Origin of the sequence: Tardiphaga sp. 285_C5_N1_2 (assembly GCF_052076065.1) — a bacterium.
Lineage (GTDB): Bacteria > Pseudomonadota > Alphaproteobacteria > Rhizobiales > Xanthobacteraceae > Tardiphaga > Tardiphaga robiniae.
On the sequence record NZ_CP197241.1, the window covers coordinates 6210448 to 6228377 of the forward strand.

The 17930-nt window shown below is 61.5% G+C and carries 19 protein-coding genes; 9 read left to right on the plus strand and 10 right to left on the minus strand.

Annotated features, from left to right (window positions below; all coding sequences use genetic code 11):
* Nucleotides 1-133 precede the first annotated feature (133 nt).
* The 5 genes from AB7951_RS29450 to AB7951_RS29470 all read left to right on the plus strand — a co-directional run bounded on the left by AB7951_RS29450 (nucleotide 134) and on the right by AB7951_RS29470 (nucleotide 5982).
* Complete coding sequence (locus AB7951_RS29450) at nucleotides 134-1321, plus strand: extracellular catalytic domain type 1 short-chain-length polyhydroxyalkanoate depolymerase (protein ID WP_199711980.1); 1188 nt, start codon at nucleotides 134-136, stop codon at nucleotides 1319-1321.
* Nucleotides 1322-1420: 99 nt separating this feature from the next.
* A complete protein-coding gene (locus tag AB7951_RS29455) occupies nucleotides 1421-3910 on the plus strand; it encodes a PAS domain-containing protein (protein ID WP_120287507.1) in 2490 nt (829 codons plus the stop codon).
* A 197-nt stretch (nucleotides 3911-4107) separates the two neighbouring features.
* Complete coding sequence (locus AB7951_RS29460; protein WP_068730422.1) at nucleotides 4108-4527, plus strand: DUF1236 domain-containing protein; 420 nt, start codon at nucleotides 4108-4110, stop codon at nucleotides 4525-4527.
* A 166-nt stretch (nucleotides 4528-4693) separates the two neighbouring features.
* Nucleotides 4694-5665 carry an acyl-CoA desaturase gene (locus tag AB7951_RS29465; protein ID WP_439062019.1) on the plus strand — a complete coding sequence of 324 codons (972 nt, stop codon included), beginning with the start codon at nucleotides 4694-4696 and terminating at the stop codon, nucleotides 5663-5665.
* Between the two features lie 65 nt (nucleotides 5666-5730).
* On the plus strand, nucleotides 5731-5982 hold the full coding sequence (locus AB7951_RS29470; protein ID WP_093757625.1) for a hypothetical protein: 252 nt from the start codon (nucleotides 5731-5733) through the stop codon (nucleotides 5980-5982).
* Nucleotides 5983-5987: 5 nt separating this feature from the next.
* Here AB7951_RS29470 and AB7951_RS29475 read toward each other — a convergent pair whose 3' ends face one another.
* The 3 genes from AB7951_RS29475 to AB7951_RS29485 all read right to left on the minus strand — a co-directional run bounded on the left by AB7951_RS29475 (nucleotide 5988) and on the right by AB7951_RS29485 (nucleotide 8364).
* Complete coding sequence (locus AB7951_RS29475; RefSeq protein WP_120287506.1) at nucleotides 5988-6314, minus strand: hypothetical protein; 327 nt, start codon at nucleotides 6312-6314, stop codon at nucleotides 5988-5990.
* Nucleotides 6315-6321: 7 nt separating this feature from the next.
* Complete coding sequence (locus AB7951_RS29480) at nucleotides 6322-6990, minus strand: MBL fold metallo-hydrolase (protein ID WP_120287505.1); 669 nt, start codon at nucleotides 6988-6990, stop codon at nucleotides 6322-6324.
* A gap of 249 nt (nucleotides 6991-7239) precedes the next feature.
* A complete protein-coding gene (locus AB7951_RS29485; protein ID WP_120287504.1) occupies nucleotides 7240-8364 on the minus strand; it encodes a vWA domain-containing protein in 1125 nt (374 codons plus the stop codon).
* A 148-nt stretch (nucleotides 8365-8512) separates the two neighbouring features.
* Here AB7951_RS29485 and AB7951_RS29490 point away from each other — a divergent pair, with 148 nt between their 5' ends.
* The gene (locus AB7951_RS29490) at nucleotides 8513-9007 is read left to right on the plus strand and encodes an MmcB family DNA repair protein (RefSeq protein WP_120287503.1); all 495 of its coding nucleotides are present in this window, start codon (nucleotides 8513-8515) and stop codon (nucleotides 9005-9007) included.
* A 13-nt stretch (nucleotides 9008-9020) separates the two neighbouring features.
* On the opposite strand, the gene AB7951_RS29495 is transcribed toward AB7951_RS29490, so the two are convergent.
* On the minus strand, nucleotides 9021-9575 hold the full coding sequence (locus tag AB7951_RS29495; RefSeq protein ID WP_089263491.1) for an ActR/PrrA/RegA family redox response regulator transcription factor: 555 nt from the start codon (nucleotides 9573-9575) through the stop codon (nucleotides 9021-9023).
* Between the two features lie 214 nt (nucleotides 9576-9789).
* Here AB7951_RS29495 and AB7951_RS29500 point away from each other — a divergent pair, with 214 nt between their 5' ends.
* Entirely contained in the window at nucleotides 9790-11055 is a 1266-nt protein-coding gene (locus AB7951_RS29500; RefSeq protein WP_120287502.1) for an MFS transporter, read from the plus strand.
* A 95-nt stretch (nucleotides 11056-11150) separates the two neighbouring features.
* On the opposite strand, the gene AB7951_RS29505 is transcribed toward AB7951_RS29500, so the two are convergent.
* Both AB7951_RS29505 and AB7951_RS29510 read right to left on the minus strand, forming a co-directional pair.
* The gene (locus AB7951_RS29505) at nucleotides 11151-11648 is read right to left on the minus strand and encodes a VOC family protein (RefSeq protein WP_120287501.1); all 498 of its coding nucleotides are present in this window, start codon (nucleotides 11646-11648) and stop codon (nucleotides 11151-11153) included.
* A 139-nt stretch (nucleotides 11649-11787) separates the two neighbouring features.
* A complete protein-coding gene (locus AB7951_RS29510; RefSeq protein WP_120287500.1) occupies nucleotides 11788-12333 on the minus strand; it encodes a carboxymuconolactone decarboxylase family protein in 546 nt (181 codons plus the stop codon).
* Between the two features lie 172 nt (nucleotides 12334-12505).
* Here AB7951_RS29510 and AB7951_RS29515 point away from each other — a divergent pair, with 172 nt between their 5' ends.
* Both AB7951_RS29515 and AB7951_RS29520 read left to right on the plus strand, forming a co-directional pair.
* A complete protein-coding gene (locus tag AB7951_RS29515) occupies nucleotides 12506-13690 on the plus strand; it encodes an acyl-CoA dehydrogenase family protein (RefSeq protein WP_120288060.1) in 1185 nt (394 codons plus the stop codon).
* Between the two features lie 147 nt (nucleotides 13691-13837).
* Complete coding sequence (locus AB7951_RS29520) at nucleotides 13838-14974, plus strand: acyl-CoA dehydrogenase family protein (protein ID WP_441256103.1); 1137 nt, start codon at nucleotides 13838-13840, stop codon at nucleotides 14972-14974.
* Between the two features lie 264 nt (nucleotides 14975-15238).
* On the opposite strand, the gene AB7951_RS29525 is transcribed toward AB7951_RS29520, so the two are convergent.
* From AB7951_RS29525 to AB7951_RS29540, 4 genes are all read right to left on the minus strand, one after another.
* On the minus strand, nucleotides 15239-16279 hold the full coding sequence (locus AB7951_RS29525) for an amino acid ABC transporter substrate-binding protein (RefSeq protein WP_120287498.1): 1041 nt from the start codon (nucleotides 16277-16279) through the stop codon (nucleotides 15239-15241).
* An 82-nt stretch (nucleotides 16280-16361) separates the two neighbouring features.
* The gene (locus AB7951_RS29530; protein ID WP_089263709.1) at nucleotides 16362-16964 is read right to left on the minus strand and encodes a L,D-transpeptidase; all 603 of its coding nucleotides are present in this window, start codon (nucleotides 16962-16964) and stop codon (nucleotides 16362-16364) included.
* Nucleotides 16965-17119: 155 nt separating this feature from the next.
* Nucleotides 17120-17269, minus strand: a complete 150-nt coding sequence (locus AB7951_RS29535; RefSeq protein ID WP_120287497.1) for a DUF2474 domain-containing protein — start codon at nucleotides 17267-17269, stop codon at nucleotides 17120-17122.
* Nucleotides 17269-17930: cytochrome d ubiquinol oxidase subunit II (locus tag AB7951_RS29540; RefSeq protein WP_441256104.1), on the minus strand; the 662-nt coding region annotated here is incomplete at its 5' end. The genes AB7951_RS29535 and AB7951_RS29540, both read right to left, overlap by 1 nt.

The window sequence follows — 17930 nt, forward strand, 5'->3', positions numbered from 1 at the left end:
GTAATTTCGGAAGCGTCCGTGGCGCCTCTCGTTTCGTTGATAGGTATATTGAAACCGTATTTGTTTTATTTTGCAGTGCAGCAACCATATGTCGTCGGTACTGTTGTATAAGCCTGACGACCTAGGAGCTGCCGTGTCTCTTGCCGATAATATCGATTTCCTCCGCAATCTCCCGAAACCGCCCGGAATCAATACGTTGCAGGGGTTGGCGCGCGGCCGTGCATCGGCAGGTTTGAGTCCGATCAGCGAATCAACGGGTTTCGGCAGCAATCCCGGCGACCTCCGTATGTTCAGTTACGTGCCCGCCACGCTGGCAGCAAATCCGGCATTGGTCGTCGTGCTGCACGGATGCACCCAGAGCGCTGCGGGCTATGACAACGGCACCGGCTGGTCTGCTCTGGCCGAGCGCTATGGTTTCGCGCTGCTGATGCCCGAACAGAAGTCGTCCAATAACGGCAACACCTGCTTCAACTGGTTCAATGCCGATGACATCGCGCGCGATAGCGGCGAAGCGCTCTCGATCCGTGAGATGATCGAGCAGATGGCCGTGGACCACGATGTGGACCGCAAGCGTATCTTCGTTACGGGTCTGTCGGCCGGCGGCGCGATGACGTCGGTGATGCTCGCAACCTATCCTGACGTGTTTGCGGCCGGCGCCATCATTGCGGGCCTGCCTTACGGTATCGCTACCACCATGCAGGAGGCGCTGAGCGGTATGTATCGCGCGGCGCCGCGTGCCGCGAACGATCTCGGCAATCTCGTGCGCAAGGCATCGCCGCATACCGGTGAGTGGCCGAAAGTATCAGTCTGGCACGGCAGTGCCGATCGCACCGTGAATCCGGCAAATGCCGGCGAAATCGTCAAGCAGTGGCTCGACCTTCACGGCCTGCCGCCAGCGCCGATGTCGGCAGTGGATGTCGATGGCTATCCGCGTGAGGTGTGGTGGAACAAGGACGGTGAAACCGTCGTGGAATCCTTCACGATCACAGACATGGCGCATGGCACGCCGCTGGCGATTGCCGGACAGGACGAGCCCTATGGTGCCGCCGGTGCCTTCCTGCTCGAAGCCGGCATCTCATCCTCCTATCATATCGCGCAGTTCTTCGGCCTTACCCGGCAGCTTGCACCGCGCAATGTCGAAGCTGCAGCCGTGGAACCCGCGGCGCCGGCGGATGCTGTTGTCTCATTGGTGACGCAAAAGCCGCGCACGTCAGGCGATCGAGGCGCCGCGCGCCGCGATCCCGCGGGACGGCGGTCTATCGATATCAACGGTGCCATTACTCGTGCCCTCACGGCTGCCGGTCTCATCAAGTCACCCTGACAAGTAACAGGCGTGATCGGCGCCGATTTGCGCCAGGTCTGACAGGGCGCTAAGTTCTCAAGATACGTCAGACTGGTCTTGCGTACCGATTGCCCGCGCATGTTGGATGCCCATCGACCGAATTCGCCCGACTTTCTCGCCGGTGGAGGCGAGATGGGGGCGTTGATGCGTGCTTACGATTGGGCATCGCATCCGATCGGAGCACCGGACACCTGGCCGCAGAGTCTGCGCACTGCGATCCGGATCGTTCTGAATACCAACCACCCGATGTTCATCTGGTGGGGGCCGGACCTCATCCAGTTCTATAATGACGCCTATGCGCTGACCATGGATGCACAACAGCATCACGCAGGGCTGGGCGCGCGCGGCCGTGAATTCTGGCACGAAATCTGGCCCATCATCGGCCCGCAGATCGCGCAGGTGATGAGTGGCGGCGGTGCCACCTGGCATGAAAACCAGCTGATCCCCATGACGCGCCATGGCAAGCTCGAACACAGCTATTGGACCTACAGCTACAGTCCGCTCGATCTGGATGACGGCGTCGGCGGCGTGCTGGTGGTTTGCCGCGATGTTACCCGGGATCATGAAGCGACCATTGTCTTGCGCGAGCGAGAAGCAGAGCTCGCGCGCGTGCAGCAGATCGGCCAGATCGGCGGTCTCGAAGTCGATCTGCGTACCGGCTTCCGCAATCGTCGATCGCCCGAATATCTGATTGTTCATGGTTTACCGCCGGAAGCGGCCAACGAGTCGCACGAAGATTGGGTGCGTCGCATCCACCCTGAGGATCGCGAGGCGACGGAGCAGAAGTTTCGCGACGCGGTGAAAGGCGGCGTGCGCGACTACACTGTGCAGTATCGCATCATTCGCCCGAGCGATGGCCAGACCCGCTGGATTTCAGTGCGATCCTATATCGAGCGCGACGACGCGGGAAAGCCGCTGCGGCTGGTCGGTGCGCATACCGACGTCACCGATCAGGTGCTGGCAGAGCAGGCGCTGCGCAAGAGCGAGGATGAGGCGCGTCGGCTCGCGGCAAAACTTGCAGACCTCAATGAGACGCTGGAACAGCGTGTGCGCGACAAGACGCGTGAGCGCGACCGGATCTGGAGCGTGTCGCAGGATCTCCTGATGGTCGCCGACCATGATGGCGTCTGGCGCACCGTCAATCCGGCCTGGACGCGTACGCTCGGCTGGAGCGAGGCCGAGCTGCTCAACAAGACCTCGCGCTGGCTCGAGCATCCCGAGGATCAGGCCAGGACAATGGCCGAGGTCGATAAGCTTGCTGCCGGCGAGCCGACGATCCGCTTCGAGAATCGCCTTCGCCACAAGGATGGCTCCTATCGCTGGCTGTCCTGGACGGCGGTGCCGGATCAGAACCAGATCTATTGTGTGGCGCGCGATGTCACCGCCGAGAAGGCTGCCGCCGAGCGCCTTAAAAATACTGAAGAGGCCCTGCGTCAGTCGCAAAAGATGGAGGCTGTCGGTCAGCTCACCGGCGGCATCGCACATGACTTCAACAACCTGCTCACCGGCATCGTCGGCTCGCTCGACCTGATGCAGACACGGCTCGGTCAGGGCCGCACCGACAATATCGCGCGCTATATCGACGCTGCGATGACCTCGGCCAATCGTGCGGCTGCGCTGACGCACCGATTGCTGGCCTTCGCGCGGCGGCAGCCGCTGATTCCGAAAAGTGTCGATGCCAATGGGCTGATCGTCTCGCTGGAGGATCTGTTGCGCCGGACCATTGGCGAGACGCTGGATCTCGATATCGCGGCGGCGCCTGATCTATGGTGCACGCTGTGCGATCCGAACCAGTTGGAGAGCGCGTTGCTCAATCTGGCGATCAATGCGCGCGACGCGATGCCTGATGGCGGGCACTTGAAGATCGCGACACAGAATGTGCGCGTCGATGCCATCAATGCCAATGCGCCGGCTCTGACGCTTGGCGACTATATCTGCATCAGCGTCAGCGACAGCGGAACCGGCATGAGCCCGGAGGTCGTGGCGCGCGCCTTCGATCCGTTCTTCACGACAAAGCCGATCGGGCAGGGCACGGGCCTCGGCCTATCGATGATCTACGGCTTCGCGCGTCAATCCAACGGACATGTCAGCATCAACAGCAGGCTCGATATCGGGACGACCGTGAAACTGTATCTGCCGCGCCATGAGGGAGACGCTGCCGCACAGGATGCGGCGCCGCTGAAGGGCGATCAGCATGTGGCCGCAGGCGAAACCCTGCTGGTGGTCGAGGATGAGCCGGTGGTGCGCTCTGTCATCGTCGATATGTTGAAGGACGAAGGCTATCGCGTGCTCGAGGCAGTTGATGGTCCGTCGGGCTTGCGGGTCCTGCGCGAGACGCCGAATATCGATCTGCTGGTCACCGATATCGGGCTGCCCGGCATGAACGGCCGTCAGCTTGCCGATCAAGCGCGCGAGGCGCGGCCGGACTTGAAGATCCTGTTCATCACTGGTTATTCCGAAAGCGTCGTTATGGCGAAGGGCTTTCTGCTGCCTGGGATGGAGATGATCACCAAGCCGTTCGACCTCGATCATTTCCTGCGACGCATCCGCGCGATGGTCACGAGCTAAAGCGTTTTCAAGCGAAGTGGATACCGGTTCGCGTCTAGAAAACGCGTCAGAATAAAAGGCGTAGCCCCCTCCGGTTCCATATCTCTCCAGATATTTCAGCCTAGGTGCGCAGGTTCTAACGGTTCAATCGCCGGAACCATTGTGCGGCCGCGAGCTTGTATCGGCGCAATACCGATCAATCAAAACTGGAGATCATCATGATCCGCCGTCTTCTTGGAACCGCTGCCATCGTCGCCATGATGGCTCTTCCCGCTGTTGCTCAGGCTCAGGGTGTCCCCGGAGGCATTGAGCGTGGTGCGCGCGATGGCGAGCGCGCAGCTGGTCCTGTGGGCGCTATCGTAGGCGGCACCATCGGTGGTGTTGTCGGCGGCGTAGCCGGCGTGCTCGGTGTCGACGATCGTCCGCGGTTCCGCAGCTATGTCGTGGAACAGCGTCGCCCATCCTACACCTATAGCAATGAAGTTCGTGTCGGTGCCGTGCTGCCTGAGAGCGGCGTGACCTATTACGAGGTTCCGGCAGAATACAATTCCGCCCGTGAATACCGCTACACCGTGGTCAATGGTCGCACGGTTCTCGTCGAGCCGCGCACCCATCGCATCGTGGAAGTGATCGATTAAGCCGATCAATAAATGACTTTTCGAACGGGCCGCCTTCAGGCGGCCCGTTTTGTTCCATCTATGGCCTGCGGCGTATCTGTAGTCAGCGCCGATGTTCTCGCGTAGAGAAGTGCCGGGGAATCACACGAGCACCACGCGGCGATCAATCGCCCGGATGCGGAGAACGATGGCCACCAGCAATCGCGATCAGATCGCCCCTGCCATCGCACTGGACATTCCCCTTGCCGATCGTACCGAGACAGGTCTCGCTTTGCCGGACGGCGTACAGCCCTATCGCATCGACTGGCTCAACACGCTCACCATCGCCACCTTTCACGCACTCGCACTACTCGCGCTGATGCCGATGTTCTTCAACTGGACAGCGGTGATCGTGGCGGTCATCGCAGCGCGGTTGTTCGGCCTCATCGGCATCAATATCGGTTATCACCGGTTGCTGACGCATCGTGGTTTCAAGTGCCCGAAATGGCTGGAGCACGCTTTCGTTGTCGTGGCGATCTGCTGTGCCGAGGATACGCCGGCGCGCTGGGTTGCCATCCATCGCCGTCATCACGAGAAGTCCGACGAACAGCCGGACCCACACAGCCCGCTTGCCAGCTTCTTCTGGGGCCATATGGGCTGGCTGCTGGTGAAGAACCCGGACCTGTCCCGCCTCGGCATCTATGAACGATATGCCAAGGACGTCCTGCGCGATCCGTTCTATGTCGCGCTGGAACGTAATTTCTGGCAGCTGAAGATCCTGCTGATCCAGATCAACGTCTTCTTCTTTGCGGGCCTGGCCGGCAAACTGCTGTGGGGCGGCTCATGGGCCGAGGCCGTGCAGTTCGCTCTGAGCATCGTCATCTGGGCGGTCTTCGTGCGAACCGTCTTCGTCTGGCATCAGACCTGGGCGGTCAATTCGGTCACCCACATCTGGGGCTACCGCAACTACGTGACCGATGAGGACAGCCGCAACAATCTGTTCATTGGCTACCTCGCCCATGGCGAGGGCTGGCATAACAATCACCACGCCGATCAGCGCTCCGCGCGCCATGGCCATCGCTGGTGGGAGTTCGATACCACCTATCTGACGATCCGCCTGCTGGAGAAACTCGGCCTAGTATCGGATATTGTCGAGCCGCGGCATACGACCAAGAGGTAAGGCCTGCCAAGCTCGAGCATGCCACACGAGATGCAACTTTTCGTCACAATTCGCGTTACTACACCATGATGACGAAGCCCGATATCTGGTACGTGGCGTTTGGCCCCGACAAATCCGTGAAGTCCGACACTCGTGCGACAAACGGTGTCCGTACGACCAGGACCTTCAAATCCGAAATCGATGCAAAACTGTTCGCCCGGGAAATCCTGGCCAAAGGCTGGACCGCTACAGCCGGCACACTCAATCCATATCAACCCAAGCGTACCATTGCGGCATCGCAAATCGAAGACTGGGCCGATCCCGCTCGAGCCGACTAATCCGGCTAGATGACTTCGTAGGCGAAAAACAGGATGATCACTGTGATCGCGACGAGGCCTCCCAGAAAGCACTGATCGGCAATCGACTCGCAGCGCTCGCTGAGTTGGCGGTTTTGCGACTTCCGCATCGATGTGTAGGATGCGACCGCGCTGGCGAGAAAGAACAGCGAGGCGATGGCCGAATATTCATCGACCCGGCTGGGGCCGATCTGCGGCTCCATGATCTTGACCAGTCCGATCAGCGTCGCGCAGACGCCGATCATCGTCCCGGAGCTCGGCAGGATGTGCTTGGAAAGCGCTCCTTGCTCCCCGGAGGCCTTGTCATCGCTCATGGCGAGATTATGCTTGGCCGGTGAGGAACGGGTTGGTCATGCGCTCTTGGCCAATACTGGAGCCGGGGCCATGACCGCAGATGAACCCGACATCGTCGCCGAGCGGCAGCAGTTTGGTCGTAATCGAATTAATCAATGTCTCATGGCTGCCGCCGGGGAAGTCGGTCCGCCCGATGGAGCCTGCGAACAGCACGTCGCCGACATGGGCGAATTTCATCGCCTTGCTGTAATACACGACGCTGCCGGGCGAATGACCGGGGCAGTGCAATACGTCGAAGGTCAGACCGCCGACGCTGACGGTGTCGCCTTCATTGAGCCAGCGATCGGGCATGAAGTTGCGGGTGCCCGTCATGCCGTATTTTGCGCCGCTGTCCTCGACATGTTCGAGCAGGAACGTATCGGCGACATGCGGGCCGATGATTTCGACCTTCAGCGTTTCGCGCAGCTCGTCGGCGCCGCCGACATGGTCGATATGGCCGTGGGTCAGCCAGATCTGTTCGACCTTCACATTGGCCTTGGCAATGGCGTCCAGGATCAGCGGCACGTCGCCGCCGGGATCGATCACCACGGCCTGCCGCGTGGCCTCATCCCACAGCAACATGCAGTTCTGCTGAAACAGGGTCACCGGAATGATGGTGCCCCCGGCCTGGGCTTTATGTTCGGTTTCATCTGTCATCGCGCCACAATGCTGATTTTTGCGGACGAGAAAAGGGGGAATTTGGGCGGCTTCTTTCTTCCCCTCTCCCCCGGGCGCGGCGCAGCCGCGACGGGTGGGAGAGGGTGGATCGAACCGCAGAGCGGTTCGAGACGGGAGAGGGGGCGCTCGCTCAAGGCCCTCTCCCGCCTTCGCTTCGCTCAGGCACCCTCTCCCACGGCGCGCAGCTTCGCTGCGCTGGGGGAGAGGGGAGGAAAGGACGACCGCGTTCTACTTCTTCAACTGCACCTTCAACGTCGCCTCCACCTCGCGATCGAAGGACGACGCCTTGGCCGGCGCCTTGTCGCGCTGGGTCATGAGGTATGCATCGCGCTTGGCCACCAGCGCTGTCAGCTTGTCGTTCAGCGCCTTGCGATCCTTCATCTGCTTGCCGAGTTCATCGGCGCGCTGCTGCGGCGACAATTTGCGAATGGCCTCAGGCAATTCATCTTCCTTCACGCTGTCGAGTTTCTGCTTGCCGGCCGACACGTCGCTGACGAGGTCGCCGCCGCCGGTGACGGCTTCCGACGACACTTTCGCGCGCTTGTTGATGTAGCTCGCCATATCCGTTGCCGAGGCGGGCGCCGCCGCTGCGACTTCCGAGAGCTGCCGGGTCTTGTTCTCGGTGTGCTTCTGCAGCGCGCGCGGGCCGTAGGGGATCACCGTCTTGTTGATGTCGTTCTGCAGGATGATGATCTCTTCGTCATAGGGGGTCTCGATGATGACGATCTGGCCGCCATCTTGCGGGATTGCGATGAAACGGCCGTCGCCGCGCTGGGCAACGTCGCGCCAGACCTTCTCCGTATCGCGGGCACCGCCTGCCAGAACAGCGTTGACGATGATGTCCTTCTGCTTCGCGACTTCGAGCGTGGTCGTGTATTTCGTGTCCTGCTGATAATCCATATGCGGCGGCGCGTCGCCGACCAGGAAGACGATACGCCTGACATCGTTGCCCTTGGTCCATTGCAGCTTGTTGACGGCGACATCGAGCGCCTCGTTGACGCTTTCCGGCCAGTCGCCGCCACCCTGCGCCCGGACCTGCAGCAGGTTGCCATAGAGGTCCTGGATGTCGGTGGTGAGGTCGAAGGTCTTGGTCACGTAGTCGTCGCCGATGTCGCGATAGGCGACGAGACCCATGCGGATGTCGGCGTCGGGATTACTGTCGAGGATGGTGGTCGCGATCGACCAGATCTTGCGCTTGGCGCCCTCAATCAGGCCGCTCATGGAACCGGTAGTGTCGAGCACGAAGGCGACTTCGACGGTCGGCTTGGCCTGTGCGGAACCGGCGAAAATCGCTTGCGGCAAAGTTGCGGCAGCCGCGAGCAGAACGACGCGACCGAGATGGGCTAAGCTCATGAGATGTCTCCGTAATCCGGGCTGCAGCGATGATTTTCGGCGCACGTCGTCGCTTGCGGAAAACTTGCGTCCGGCTTGCGACAAGCGTGCGGCAGACCGGCGGGAGACGTGATGGGCGGCCCCGCCGAAATCGGCTAAGTTTGTCGCCATGGAATCGAATGCCGTTCACACGCCCGCGCTGATTTTCGATCGCCGCCAGTCGGAGACGGCGTTGGCCATTACGCGCGGAACCACAAGGCTGCTGCGGTCGCTGGGATTCTCATGCGTCAGCGAACTATCATTGCCGTCCGGACGGCGTGCGGATCTGGTCGCGCTGAACGAGCGCGGGGATGTCTGGATCGTCGAGATCAAATCATCGATCGAGGATCTGCGGGCTGATCAGAAATGGCCCGAGTATCGCTCGCATTGCGACCGACTGTTCTTTGCCTTCACGCAGGATCTGCCCTGCGAGATTTTTCCCGGCGATACAGGCCTGATCGTGGCGGATGCCTATGGCGCGCATGTTCATTGCGATGCACCGGAGCACCGGCTGCCGGCGCCGACGCGCAAGGGCATGATGCTGCGCTTCGCGATGACCGCGGCGCACAGACTGAACAGGCTGCACGACCCTCAAGGTCATGCAGCCTGGCCGAACGAAATCTAGCTTTTAAGAAGGCTCAGCGCGGCGCGCGCTTGGCGAGAATGCGCTGCAGCGTACGGCGATGCATGTTCAGACGACGTGCGGTCTCCGAGACGTTGCGGTTGCACATCTCATAGATGCGCTGGATGTGCTCCCAGCGCACGCGGTCGGCCGACATCGGGTTGTTCGGCAGTTCGGACTTATCATTGTCGATCGCAAGCAGCGCTGCAACGACGTCATCGGCATCGGCCGGCTTCGACAGATAGTCGACAGCACCCATCTTCACCGCCGTCACGGCGGTGGCGATGTTGCCATAGCCGGTGAGTACGATGGCGCGCGCATCGGGACGCTGTTGCTTCAGCGCCGACACGACATCGAGGCCGTTGCCGTCACCGAGACGAAGATCGACCACAGCAAAAGCGGGTGCTGACTTGCTGATCTGGGCAAGACCTTCGGAAACGGAGTCGCAGGACGTGACGGTGAAGCCGCGCGTTTCCATCGCACGAGAAAGACGCTCCAGAAACGGCTTGTCGTCCTCCACGATCAGGAGCGAACGGTCGGTCTGTTCAGTCACTTCGGCGAGCGCATTCACGGTTCAAAATCCTCCATATCCAATACGATACCATATGGCGCTGCCGAATGCAGCTGCCAAGGGTGTGAAGATTTGAATGGCTTGATTGTGAAGTTAATCCAAAAGCGCTTTGGCCCGTAAAACGGGTGGTTAATTCTAATCACGGTGGTACATCAGCGCGGCGTGTTGTCGCAGAGCAGCATGATGGACGAAACGTAATGAAAGCAGATCCGGAATGGACGCGACTCCGACTGGGCCGAAGAAGCCCGAGGTAAATGACGAAACATCGGCTCGTTACGACGGCTGGCGTATTGTAGGTGTCTGCTTCCTGCTCGCAACATTCGGCTGGGCGCTCGGCTTTTATGGCCAGAGCGTCTATCTCGCGGAACTTCAGCGCGTGCATGGCTGGCCGGCCTCGACCATCGCAACGGCCACCACGTTTTTCTATCTCGTCGGCGCGTTGCTCGTCGCATTCGTGAGTGAAGCAATGCGTGCGCTCGGGCCGCGCAACTGTTTGCTGGCCGGTGTCGGCGTGATGGCTTTCGCCACCATCCTGCTCGGACAAATCACGTCGCCCTGGCAGCTCTATGCGGTGAATGTGCTGCTCGCATTCGGGTGGGCCGGCACCAGTCTCGGCGCCATCACCAACACGCTCGGTCTGTGGTTCGACAAGAAGCGCGGTATGGCCATCAGCCTTGCGCTGAATGGCGCGAGTTTCGGCGGCATCGTCGGCGTGCCTCTGATGGTGACGGCGAGCAATGCATTCGGCTTTGGCGGCGCGACTATCGCAGCAGCGATCGCGATGCTTGTGCTGCTCGTCCCGGTGATCATCATCTTCGTCGGCCATCCGCCGCATCGTGCGGCGAGCGCTGCGCAAGGCGGTGTTGCCGCTGCGGCCAACGCACCATCGTCGACACGCATTCGCGCGGAGGCGATGCGCGACGTGGCGTTCCTGACGCTCACCATTGCTTTTGCGTTCGGATTATTTGCGCAGGTCGGCTTCATCGTGCACCTGATCTCGTTTCTCGATCCGGTGATCGGCCGCGAGCGCGCGGCAGCCGCGGTATCGCTGCTGACGCTGATGGCGGTGGTTGGCCGCGTGCTGTTCTCGACAGTGATCGACCGGCTCAATCAGCGGCTGGCATCGGCGCTGTCGTTTCTCAGCCAGGCGACGGCGCTTGCGATAATTATCAATTCGCGCAACGAGGCGCTGGTGTTCTTCGCCTGCGCGTTGTTCGGATTCTCCGTCGGCAATCTCATCACGCTGCCGGCGCTGATCGTGCAGCGCGAATTCGCTGCGCGGTCGTTCGGCGTGCTGGTCAGCCTGATCACGGCGGCGACGCAGGTCACTTACGCTTTCGGTCCGGGCATCGTCGGCTGGCTGCGCGATCTTTCGGGCAGTTACGCCGTGCCGTTTTATGTCTGCATGGCGTTGCAGGTGGCCGCGGCCGTGTTGATCCTGGTGCGGGGGCGGAAGAGCAAAGCTCTAACCTCATGGTGAGGAGGCGCGTAGCGCCGTCTCGAACCATGAGCTGCTTGGCACATCCTTCGAGACGCCGCGCGAAGGGGCGCGGCTCCTCAGGATGAGGACTGAGTTTATGTCTGCCGCTGCTTCAGCAGCTCCTCAACATCCAGCCGCTTCGTAAACATCGCAATCCCGCCATCGCCATTCCGTGGCCACTCCGCCTCCGGCCGATCCCAATATAACTCGACGCCGTTCTGGTCGGGGTCGCGCAGATACAGCGCTTCGCTGACGCCGTGGTCGCTGGCGCCGTCGAGCTGGATGCCGGCCGAGAGCACGCGGTGTAGCGCGTCGGCCAATGCGGCGCGGGTGGGATACAGGATCGCGGTATGGAAAAGACCTGTCGTGCCGGGCGCCGGCGGCTGGCCGCCTTTGCTCTCCCAGGTGTTCAGGCCGATGTGGTGATGGTAATCGCCGGCCGCGATGAAGACAGCCTGATCGCCATAGCGCTGCTTGACCTGAAAGCCGAGGACGTCGCGGTAGAAGCCGAGCGCGCGATCGAGATCGGCAACCTTCAGATGAACATGCCCGATCCGTGTGCCTGCGGCGATCGGCGAGGTTTGGTCGGGCATGTGGGAGCTCCTGAGTTGCGTGATGCTCAAGACGATCTAGTCACGGGATCGAAGGATCGGTAGAGCGTCTTCGCGAAACCCATCGTTTTCGGGAATTGGATTGATGGGTCTCGCGGCGCTTTACCCATAGGGGCATCGCCTACGCAAGTTCCGAGACCAGCCCGTCCGGCAGGCCGAACTCGTAGGTGTTCAGCGTCATCGAGACCATGGTGTAGTAGCCGCACAGCCCAATGATCTCGACGAGGCCTTGTGCATCCAAGGTCTCGGTGGCCTCGTCATAGAGCGGCTTGGACAAACCCTGCGCCTCATGCAGCGACTTGGCGACGTCATAGATCACCCGCGCCTTCTTCTCGCTGAAACTCGGCGTGCGACGGTTCTTGATATCTTCGATGATGGCGGGATCGAGGCCGCCGTCGAGCGCCATCTTCTTGTGCGCATACCATTCGAAATGCGCGGTCCAGTGCCGCGCGGTGACGAGGATCGCCAGCTCGGCATGCGCGGGTGTCAGCGTGGTGTCGTAGCGCAGAAACGCGCCGAGGCGGGTCGCGTGCCGGGCCATGTTCGGGCTGGCGAGCCAGGCCATCATCGGCTCCGGCGGGCGTCCGCGCTTGCTGGCGATCGACTCGTCATAGATGGATTTCTGGTCGGGAGACATTTCGCCAGGCGAAAGCCACTTGAGACGCATGTTGTTTCCTCGTGTGTTTTTGCTCGTTGTTCTCTGGCGATACACCGGAATGGCAAGCCTGACTACTTCCGCTTTGCAGCAGGCCATTGAATTCCACGAAGTGGCGAGTAAGCTTCGCCCAACAACATTGCGGATGCTCGGCATCCCGCGCACAAAATGGATGGAAACGCTGATGTCGGATCTCGATCAATTTCGCAGCGAGACGCGCGCCTGGCTTGAGGCCAATTGCCCGCCGGAGATGCGCAAGCCGATGAGTTCGGACGAGGATACATTCTGGGGCGGACGTAACGCGAAATATTCATCCGAGCCGCAGCGGATCTGGTTCGAACGGATGCGCGACAAGGGCTGGACCGTGCCGCATTGGCCAAAGGAATATGGCGGCGGCGGCCTCGACGGTGAACGGACGAAGATCCTGCGCCAGGAAATGGCAGCGATCTCGGCCCGTCTGCCGCTGGTGTCGTTCGGCATTTCAATGCTCGGGCCGGCGCTGTTGAAATATGGCACCGACGCCCAGAAGCAGGAGCATCTGCCGAAGATCGCGGCGGGTCTGATCCGCTGGTGTCAGGGCTACTCCGAACCCAATGCCGGGTCCGATCTCGCCTCGCTACAGACGCGCGCCGAGAGCGACGGCGATGACTATCTCATCACCGGTCAGAAGATCTGGACGTCTTACGCGAACTATGCCGACTGGATCTTCTGCCTGGTGCGCACCGACGCGTCCGGCAAGAAGCATGACGGCATCAGCTTCATCCTGTTCGACATGGCGTCGAAGGGTGTCTCGACCAAGCCGATCCTTTTGATCTCTGGCAAGTCGCCCTTCTGCGAAACTTTCTTCGATAGCGTCCGCGTGCCGAAGTCGCATGTGCTCGGCACCGTCGATCGCGGCTGGGACGTGGCAAAATACCTGTTGCAGCACGAGCGCGCGATGATCTCCGGCATGGGCGAGCGCGGTGCTGGCCGGCCGCTTGGCCAGGTCGCTGCCGACTCCATCGGGGCGGACGAACAGGGCCGCCTCGACGATGCGATGCTGCGCGGGCAAATCGCAAGTTTCGAAGTCGACGAGGCCGCATTGGCCTGTGCGGCCGAGCGCGCGGTCGATCTGGCGAAAGCCGGTCAGGCGCATCCAGCGTTTTCGTCGGCGATGAAATATTACGGCACCGAACTCAACAAGCGCCGCCATGAAATCCTGATGTCGGCAGGCGGCATCGATGCACTGGAATGGGAAAGCCAGCGCTCGCATGAAGGCGCACGTCCGCGTGCGTGGCTGCGTACCAAGGCGAATTCGATCGAAGGCGGCACCAGCGAGGTGATGCTGGGGATTGTCGCCAAACGCATTCTGGATTTGCCGGGGGCGTGACACGCCGGCCCCTCCACCGTCATTGCGAGCGCAGCGAAGCAATCCAGTTCTTCCTTCCTTTGTTGTTTCTGGATTGCCGCGTCGCTTCGCTCCTCGCAATGACGAGCAACCACCACCTCAGCTCTCATCAAATTTCGGATCACACCCATGCCTCTCCTCCTCAACGAAGAACAGACCATGCTGCGCGATAGCGCCCGCGGCTTTATCGGCGACAAGGCGCCGGTCAGTCATTTCCGGCAGCTCCGCGATAGCAAGGATGCGACCGGGTTCTCGCGCGACTACTGGCGCGCGTTTTCCGAAATGGGATTTGCCGGATTGTTGGTGCCGGAAGCGTTCGGCGGCAGCGGGCTCGGCGCCGTCGAAGCCGGCGTCGTGATGGAAGAGATTGGCCGCACACTGATGCCGTCGCCATTCTTCTCCACGGCTGTGCTGGGCGTCTCGGCGCTGAATCGGGGCAGCGACGCGCAGAAGTCGGAATATCTGCCGAAGATCGCCAGTGGCGCGCTGCTGGCGGCGCTGGCCATCGATGAAGGCGCGAAGCATCGCCCGCTGCAGACAGCGATGAAGGCCGCGCGCTCCGGCAATGGTTTCAAGCTGAATGGCGCGAAGGCCTTTGTCGTCGATGGCCACACCGCCGATCTCCTGATCGTCGCGGCGCGCAGCGCGGGTGCGCCGGGTGAGCGCGACGGCCTCACGCTGTTTCTGGTCGATCCGAAGGCCAAGGGTATCGCGCTCGAGCGCACCGCGATGGTGGATTCGCACAATGCAGCGCGGATCACGTTCGACAATGTCGAGGTTACCGCCGACAGCGTGCTCGGCGATGTCGATCAGGGCGGGGCATTGTTGGACAGCGTGCTGAATATCGGCCGCGGGGCCGTCGCCGCCGAAATGGTCGGCCTGTCAGACGAAGTGTTCGGCCGCACAGTGACCTATCTCAAGGAGCGCAAGCAGTTCGGCAAACTGATCGGTGAATTCCAGGCGCTGCAGCACCGCGCGGCGCATCTCTATACCGAGATCGAAGTCACGCGCGCGGCCGTGCTGAAGGCGCTGCAGCTGATCGACGACGGCGCACCGACGGCGCCGGCCGCGATTGCCGTCGCCAAGGCCAAGGCCGGCACCACGGCGACGCTGGCTGTGCAGGAAGGCGTGCAGATGCATGGCGGCATGGGCATGACCGATCAGTTCGACATCGGCTTCTTCATGAAGCGCGCGCGGGTCTACCAGGAATTGCTGGGGGACAGCAATTATCACGCGGACCAACTGGCGCGGCTGAAGAATTATTGAGGGGCTCTCTTAAACTCTCCCCGCGCTTTGCGGGGAGAGGTCGGCGCGTAGCGCCGGGTGAGGGGCATGGCAGGCGCGCGCCTCATCGGCAGTTCATCGGATCGCTCCGATGATGGGCGCCGAAGCTTCCCGTGGAATTCTTTGCTTCGAGAGTGTGAGATTGGCGCTGGCCCTGTGCCATGCCCCTCACCCGCCCCGGCGTCGCTGCGCTCTGCCGGGTCGACCTCTCCCCGCAAAAGCGGGGAGAGGTTAGAAAGAAGCAGCCTACCTAATCGGCGGGGCGTATTGAATGCCGCCGGCGCTCCAGATCTGGTTCAGGCCGCGGGGAATCTTCAGCTTCGAGCCTTCGCCGATATTGCGGTCGTAGACTTCACCGTAATTGCCGACATGGCGGATGATGCGGGCGGCCCAGTCCTTGGAGAGACTGAGGTCTTCGCCATAGGCGCCTTCGGTGCCAACCAGCCGCATCACGTCGGGCTTCTTGGACTTCAGCGCTTCGTCGATGTTCTTCGAGGTGATGCCGAGCTCTTCGGCATTGATCATGGCATAGAGCGTCCACTTCACGATCATCATCCAGTCGTCGTCACGCTGGCGCACCACGGGGGCCAGCGGCTCCTTGGAGATGACGTCGGGCAGGATCAGGTGATCGTCGGGCTTGCTCATGGTCAGGCGCAGCGCATAGAGCTGCGAGGCATCCGCCGTGAAGGTGTCGCACTGGCCGGAATTATAGGCCTTGAGGACTTCGTCCAACTTGGGAAACTTCACTTCGGTATATTTGATGTTATTGCTGCGGAAGTAGTCCGCGAGGTTCAGCACCGTCGTGGTGCCGTCCTGGACGCAGACCTTGCTGCCATCGAGCTCCAGCGCGGAATCGATCTTGCGAGACTTCGGCACCATGAAGCCCTGGCCGTCATAATAGGATACGGCGGGGAAATAGAGATCGTAATTGGTTTCGCGCGACATGCTCCAGGTGGAGTTGCGCGACAGAATATCGACCTTGCGGCTCTGCAGCTCCTTGAAGCGATCCGACGCGTCGAGCGGAACGAAGATCACCTTCTTCGGATCGTTGAAGATCGCAGCGGCGACGGCCCGGCAGAAGTCGACGTCGAAGCCGGCCCAGGTGCCTTGCGCATCCGGGGACGAGAAGCCGGGCAGGCCGGTATTGACGCCGCAGAGTACAGCGTCACGCTTGACGGTGCGCTTCAGCGTCTTGGTGTCGTAGCGCTCATAGGTGATCGCAGCCGCAGCCACTGCAGTGGCAACCACCAGGCCGATGGCCAGCCCGGTCGTGAAAGTCCGCTTCATCCCCATGCGACGTCCGCCCCGTATTCAGAGAAAAATATGTCAGAGAAAAACTGGATCGAAGAGCTGTGCGGCGAGGCGCAGATCAGATTTCAGGCTTCTGCCGTACGATGACCTTGGTGCCCACCGGGATCCTCTCATAGAGGTCGGCGACATCGGCATTGACCAGCCGGAAGCAGCCGGACGATACGGCGGTGCCGATGGTGTCGGGCCGGTTGGTGCCGTGGATGCGATAGACGGTGGCGCCCAGATAGAGCGCGCGGGCGCCGAGCGGATTGCCGGGGCCGCCGGCCATAAAGCGCGGCAGATAGGGCTGACGCGCGATCATTTCCGGCGGCGGCGTCCAGTCCGGCCATTCCGCCTTGCGCGAGATTTTCAAGAGGCCCTGCCACTGGAAGCCGTCGCGGCCGACGCCGATGCCGTAACGCAGCGCGCGACCATTGCCCTGCACCACATAGAGATGGCGCTCTGAGGTCGCGATGATGATGGTGCCCGGTGCCTCGGTGGTGCGGTACAGCACCATCTGCTTCTGGAATTCCGGTTCAAGCTGAACGGAGTCGTCGGCAATCAGCCCGGGCTCGTCGCCGACATCCGGGCGCGGTTGCTGGGCGAGGCCTTGCGTGATCGACAACATCAGGCTGGCTGCGGCGACGAGCTGAAAGCCAAGCAGGCGGCGGATGTTGATCATCGCAGGCATCTCCGGTTTCGCGTCCGATATTCTGTATCATCCCAGCCAAATCACGGGAACCATGAAATCAGCGGGCGACGGTCCGCGCGCGGACGTCGTGAGTCGCCGGCATATTTGCCGTCCGCGGGTGACGATTTGATTAAAGGTCACCGCGTCTATTTCGGTGCGATCCACAGTCGCAGCACGTAGCTGACGAGGGTCACACTGGCGACGCCGCCCAGCCACAGCGCAACAAACCACAACAGGCGCTGCATCAGCGGGCGCTTGTCTGAAGGGACGGGCTTTTGCTGCGACGCAGGTGTCATCAGTGATAGCCCGCGCCAGCGCGAACCTTGCCGCGAAACACATAATAGGCCCAGGCGGTGTAACCGAGGATGATGGGAACCAGCACGGCGACGCCGTAGCTCATGAAATGCAGGCTATTGTCGGGCGACGCGGCCTGCCAGATGGTGATGCTGCGCGGCACGATATAGGGCCACATGCTGATGCCCAATCCGGCATAGGACAATGCGAACAGCGCCAGCGACAGGAAGAACGGCCGGTAATCCTGTTTGGCCGCGAGGCTTCGCATCAAGAGCGCCGTGATGGCTGCAACTGCAATCGGCACCGGCGCCGTCAGGATGATGTTGGGCCAGGCGAACCAGCGCCGCGCATATTCGGCATCCAGAAATGGCGTCGCGATGCTGACGAGACCGATGGCGGCGAGCATAGCAAATAGCAGCCACCAACTCAGCCGATAGGCCTGATCGCGCAACGCGCCTTCGGTCTTCAGCACCAGCCAAGTGGCCCCGAGCAGGCCGTAGCCGGCCATCAGTGCGAGTCCGGTCAGGACGCTGAACGGTGTCAGCCAGTCCCACCAGCCGCCGCCATAGTGGCGACCATTGACGACGATGCCTTGCAGGATCGCGCCGAGCGCCACACCCTGCGCGAGCGTGGCCATCAGCGAGCCGCCGGCAAAGGCGATGT

What these genes read in the sequence shown, in the direction of transcription:
- AB7951_RS29525 (WP_120287498.1), bottom strand. Translation starts at nt 16,279, where the DNA reads ATGAAGCGGACTTTCACGACCGGGCTGGCCATCGGCCTGGTGGTTGCC.
- AB7951_RS29470 (WP_093757625.1), top strand. Translation starts at nt 5,731, where the DNA reads ATGATGACGAAGCCCGATATCTGGTACGTGGCGTTTGGCCCCGACAAA.
- AB7951_RS29485 (WP_120287504.1), bottom strand. Translation starts at nt 8,364, where the DNA reads ATGAGCTTAGCCCATCTCGGTCGCGTCGTTCTGCTCGCGGCTGCCGCA.
- AB7951_RS29455 (WP_120287507.1), top strand. Translation starts at nt 1,421, where the DNA reads ATGTTGGATGCCCATCGACCGAATTCGCCCGACTTTCTCGCCGGTGGA.
- AB7951_RS29520 (WP_441256103.1), top strand. Translation starts at nt 13,838, where the DNA reads ATGCCTCTCCTCCTCAACGAAGAACAGACCATGCTGCGCGATAGCGCC.
- AB7951_RS29530 (WP_089263709.1), bottom strand. Translation starts at nt 16,964, where the DNA reads ATGATCAACATCCGCCGCCTGCTTGGCTTTCAGCTCGTCGCCGCAGCC.
- AB7951_RS29535 (WP_120287497.1), bottom strand. Translation starts at nt 17,269, where the DNA reads ATGACACCTGCGTCGCAGCAAAAGCCCGTCCCTTCAGACAAGCGCCCG.
- AB7951_RS29460 (WP_068730422.1), top strand. Translation starts at nt 4,108, where the DNA reads ATGATCCGCCGTCTTCTTGGAACCGCTGCCATCGTCGCCATGATGGCT.
- AB7951_RS29500 (WP_120287502.1), top strand. Translation starts at nt 9,790, where the DNA reads ATGGACGCGACTCCGACTGGGCCGAAGAAGCCCGAGGTAAATGACGAA.
- AB7951_RS29475 (WP_120287506.1), bottom strand. Translation starts at nt 6,314, where the DNA reads ATGAGCGATGACAAGGCCTCCGGGGAGCAAGGAGCGCTTTCCAAGCAC.
- AB7951_RS29465 (WP_439062019.1), top strand. Translation starts at nt 4,694, where the DNA reads ATGGCCACCAGCAATCGCGATCAGATCGCCCCTGCCATCGCACTGGAC.
- AB7951_RS29490 (WP_120287503.1), top strand. Translation starts at nt 8,513, where the DNA reads ATGGAATCGAATGCCGTTCACACGCCCGCGCTGATTTTCGATCGCCGC.
- AB7951_RS29515 (WP_120288060.1), top strand. Translation starts at nt 12,506, where the DNA reads ATGTCGGATCTCGATCAATTTCGCAGCGAGACGCGCGCCTGGCTTGAG.
- AB7951_RS29505 (WP_120287501.1), bottom strand. Translation starts at nt 11,648, where the DNA reads ATGCCCGACCAAACCTCGCCGATCGCCGCAGGCACACGGATCGGGCAT.
- AB7951_RS29510 (WP_120287500.1), bottom strand. Translation starts at nt 12,333, where the DNA reads ATGCGTCTCAAGTGGCTTTCGCCTGGCGAAATGTCTCCCGACCAGAAA.
- AB7951_RS29480 (WP_120287505.1), bottom strand. Translation starts at nt 6,990, where the DNA reads ATGACAGATGAAACCGAACATAAAGCCCAGGCCGGGGGCACCATCATT.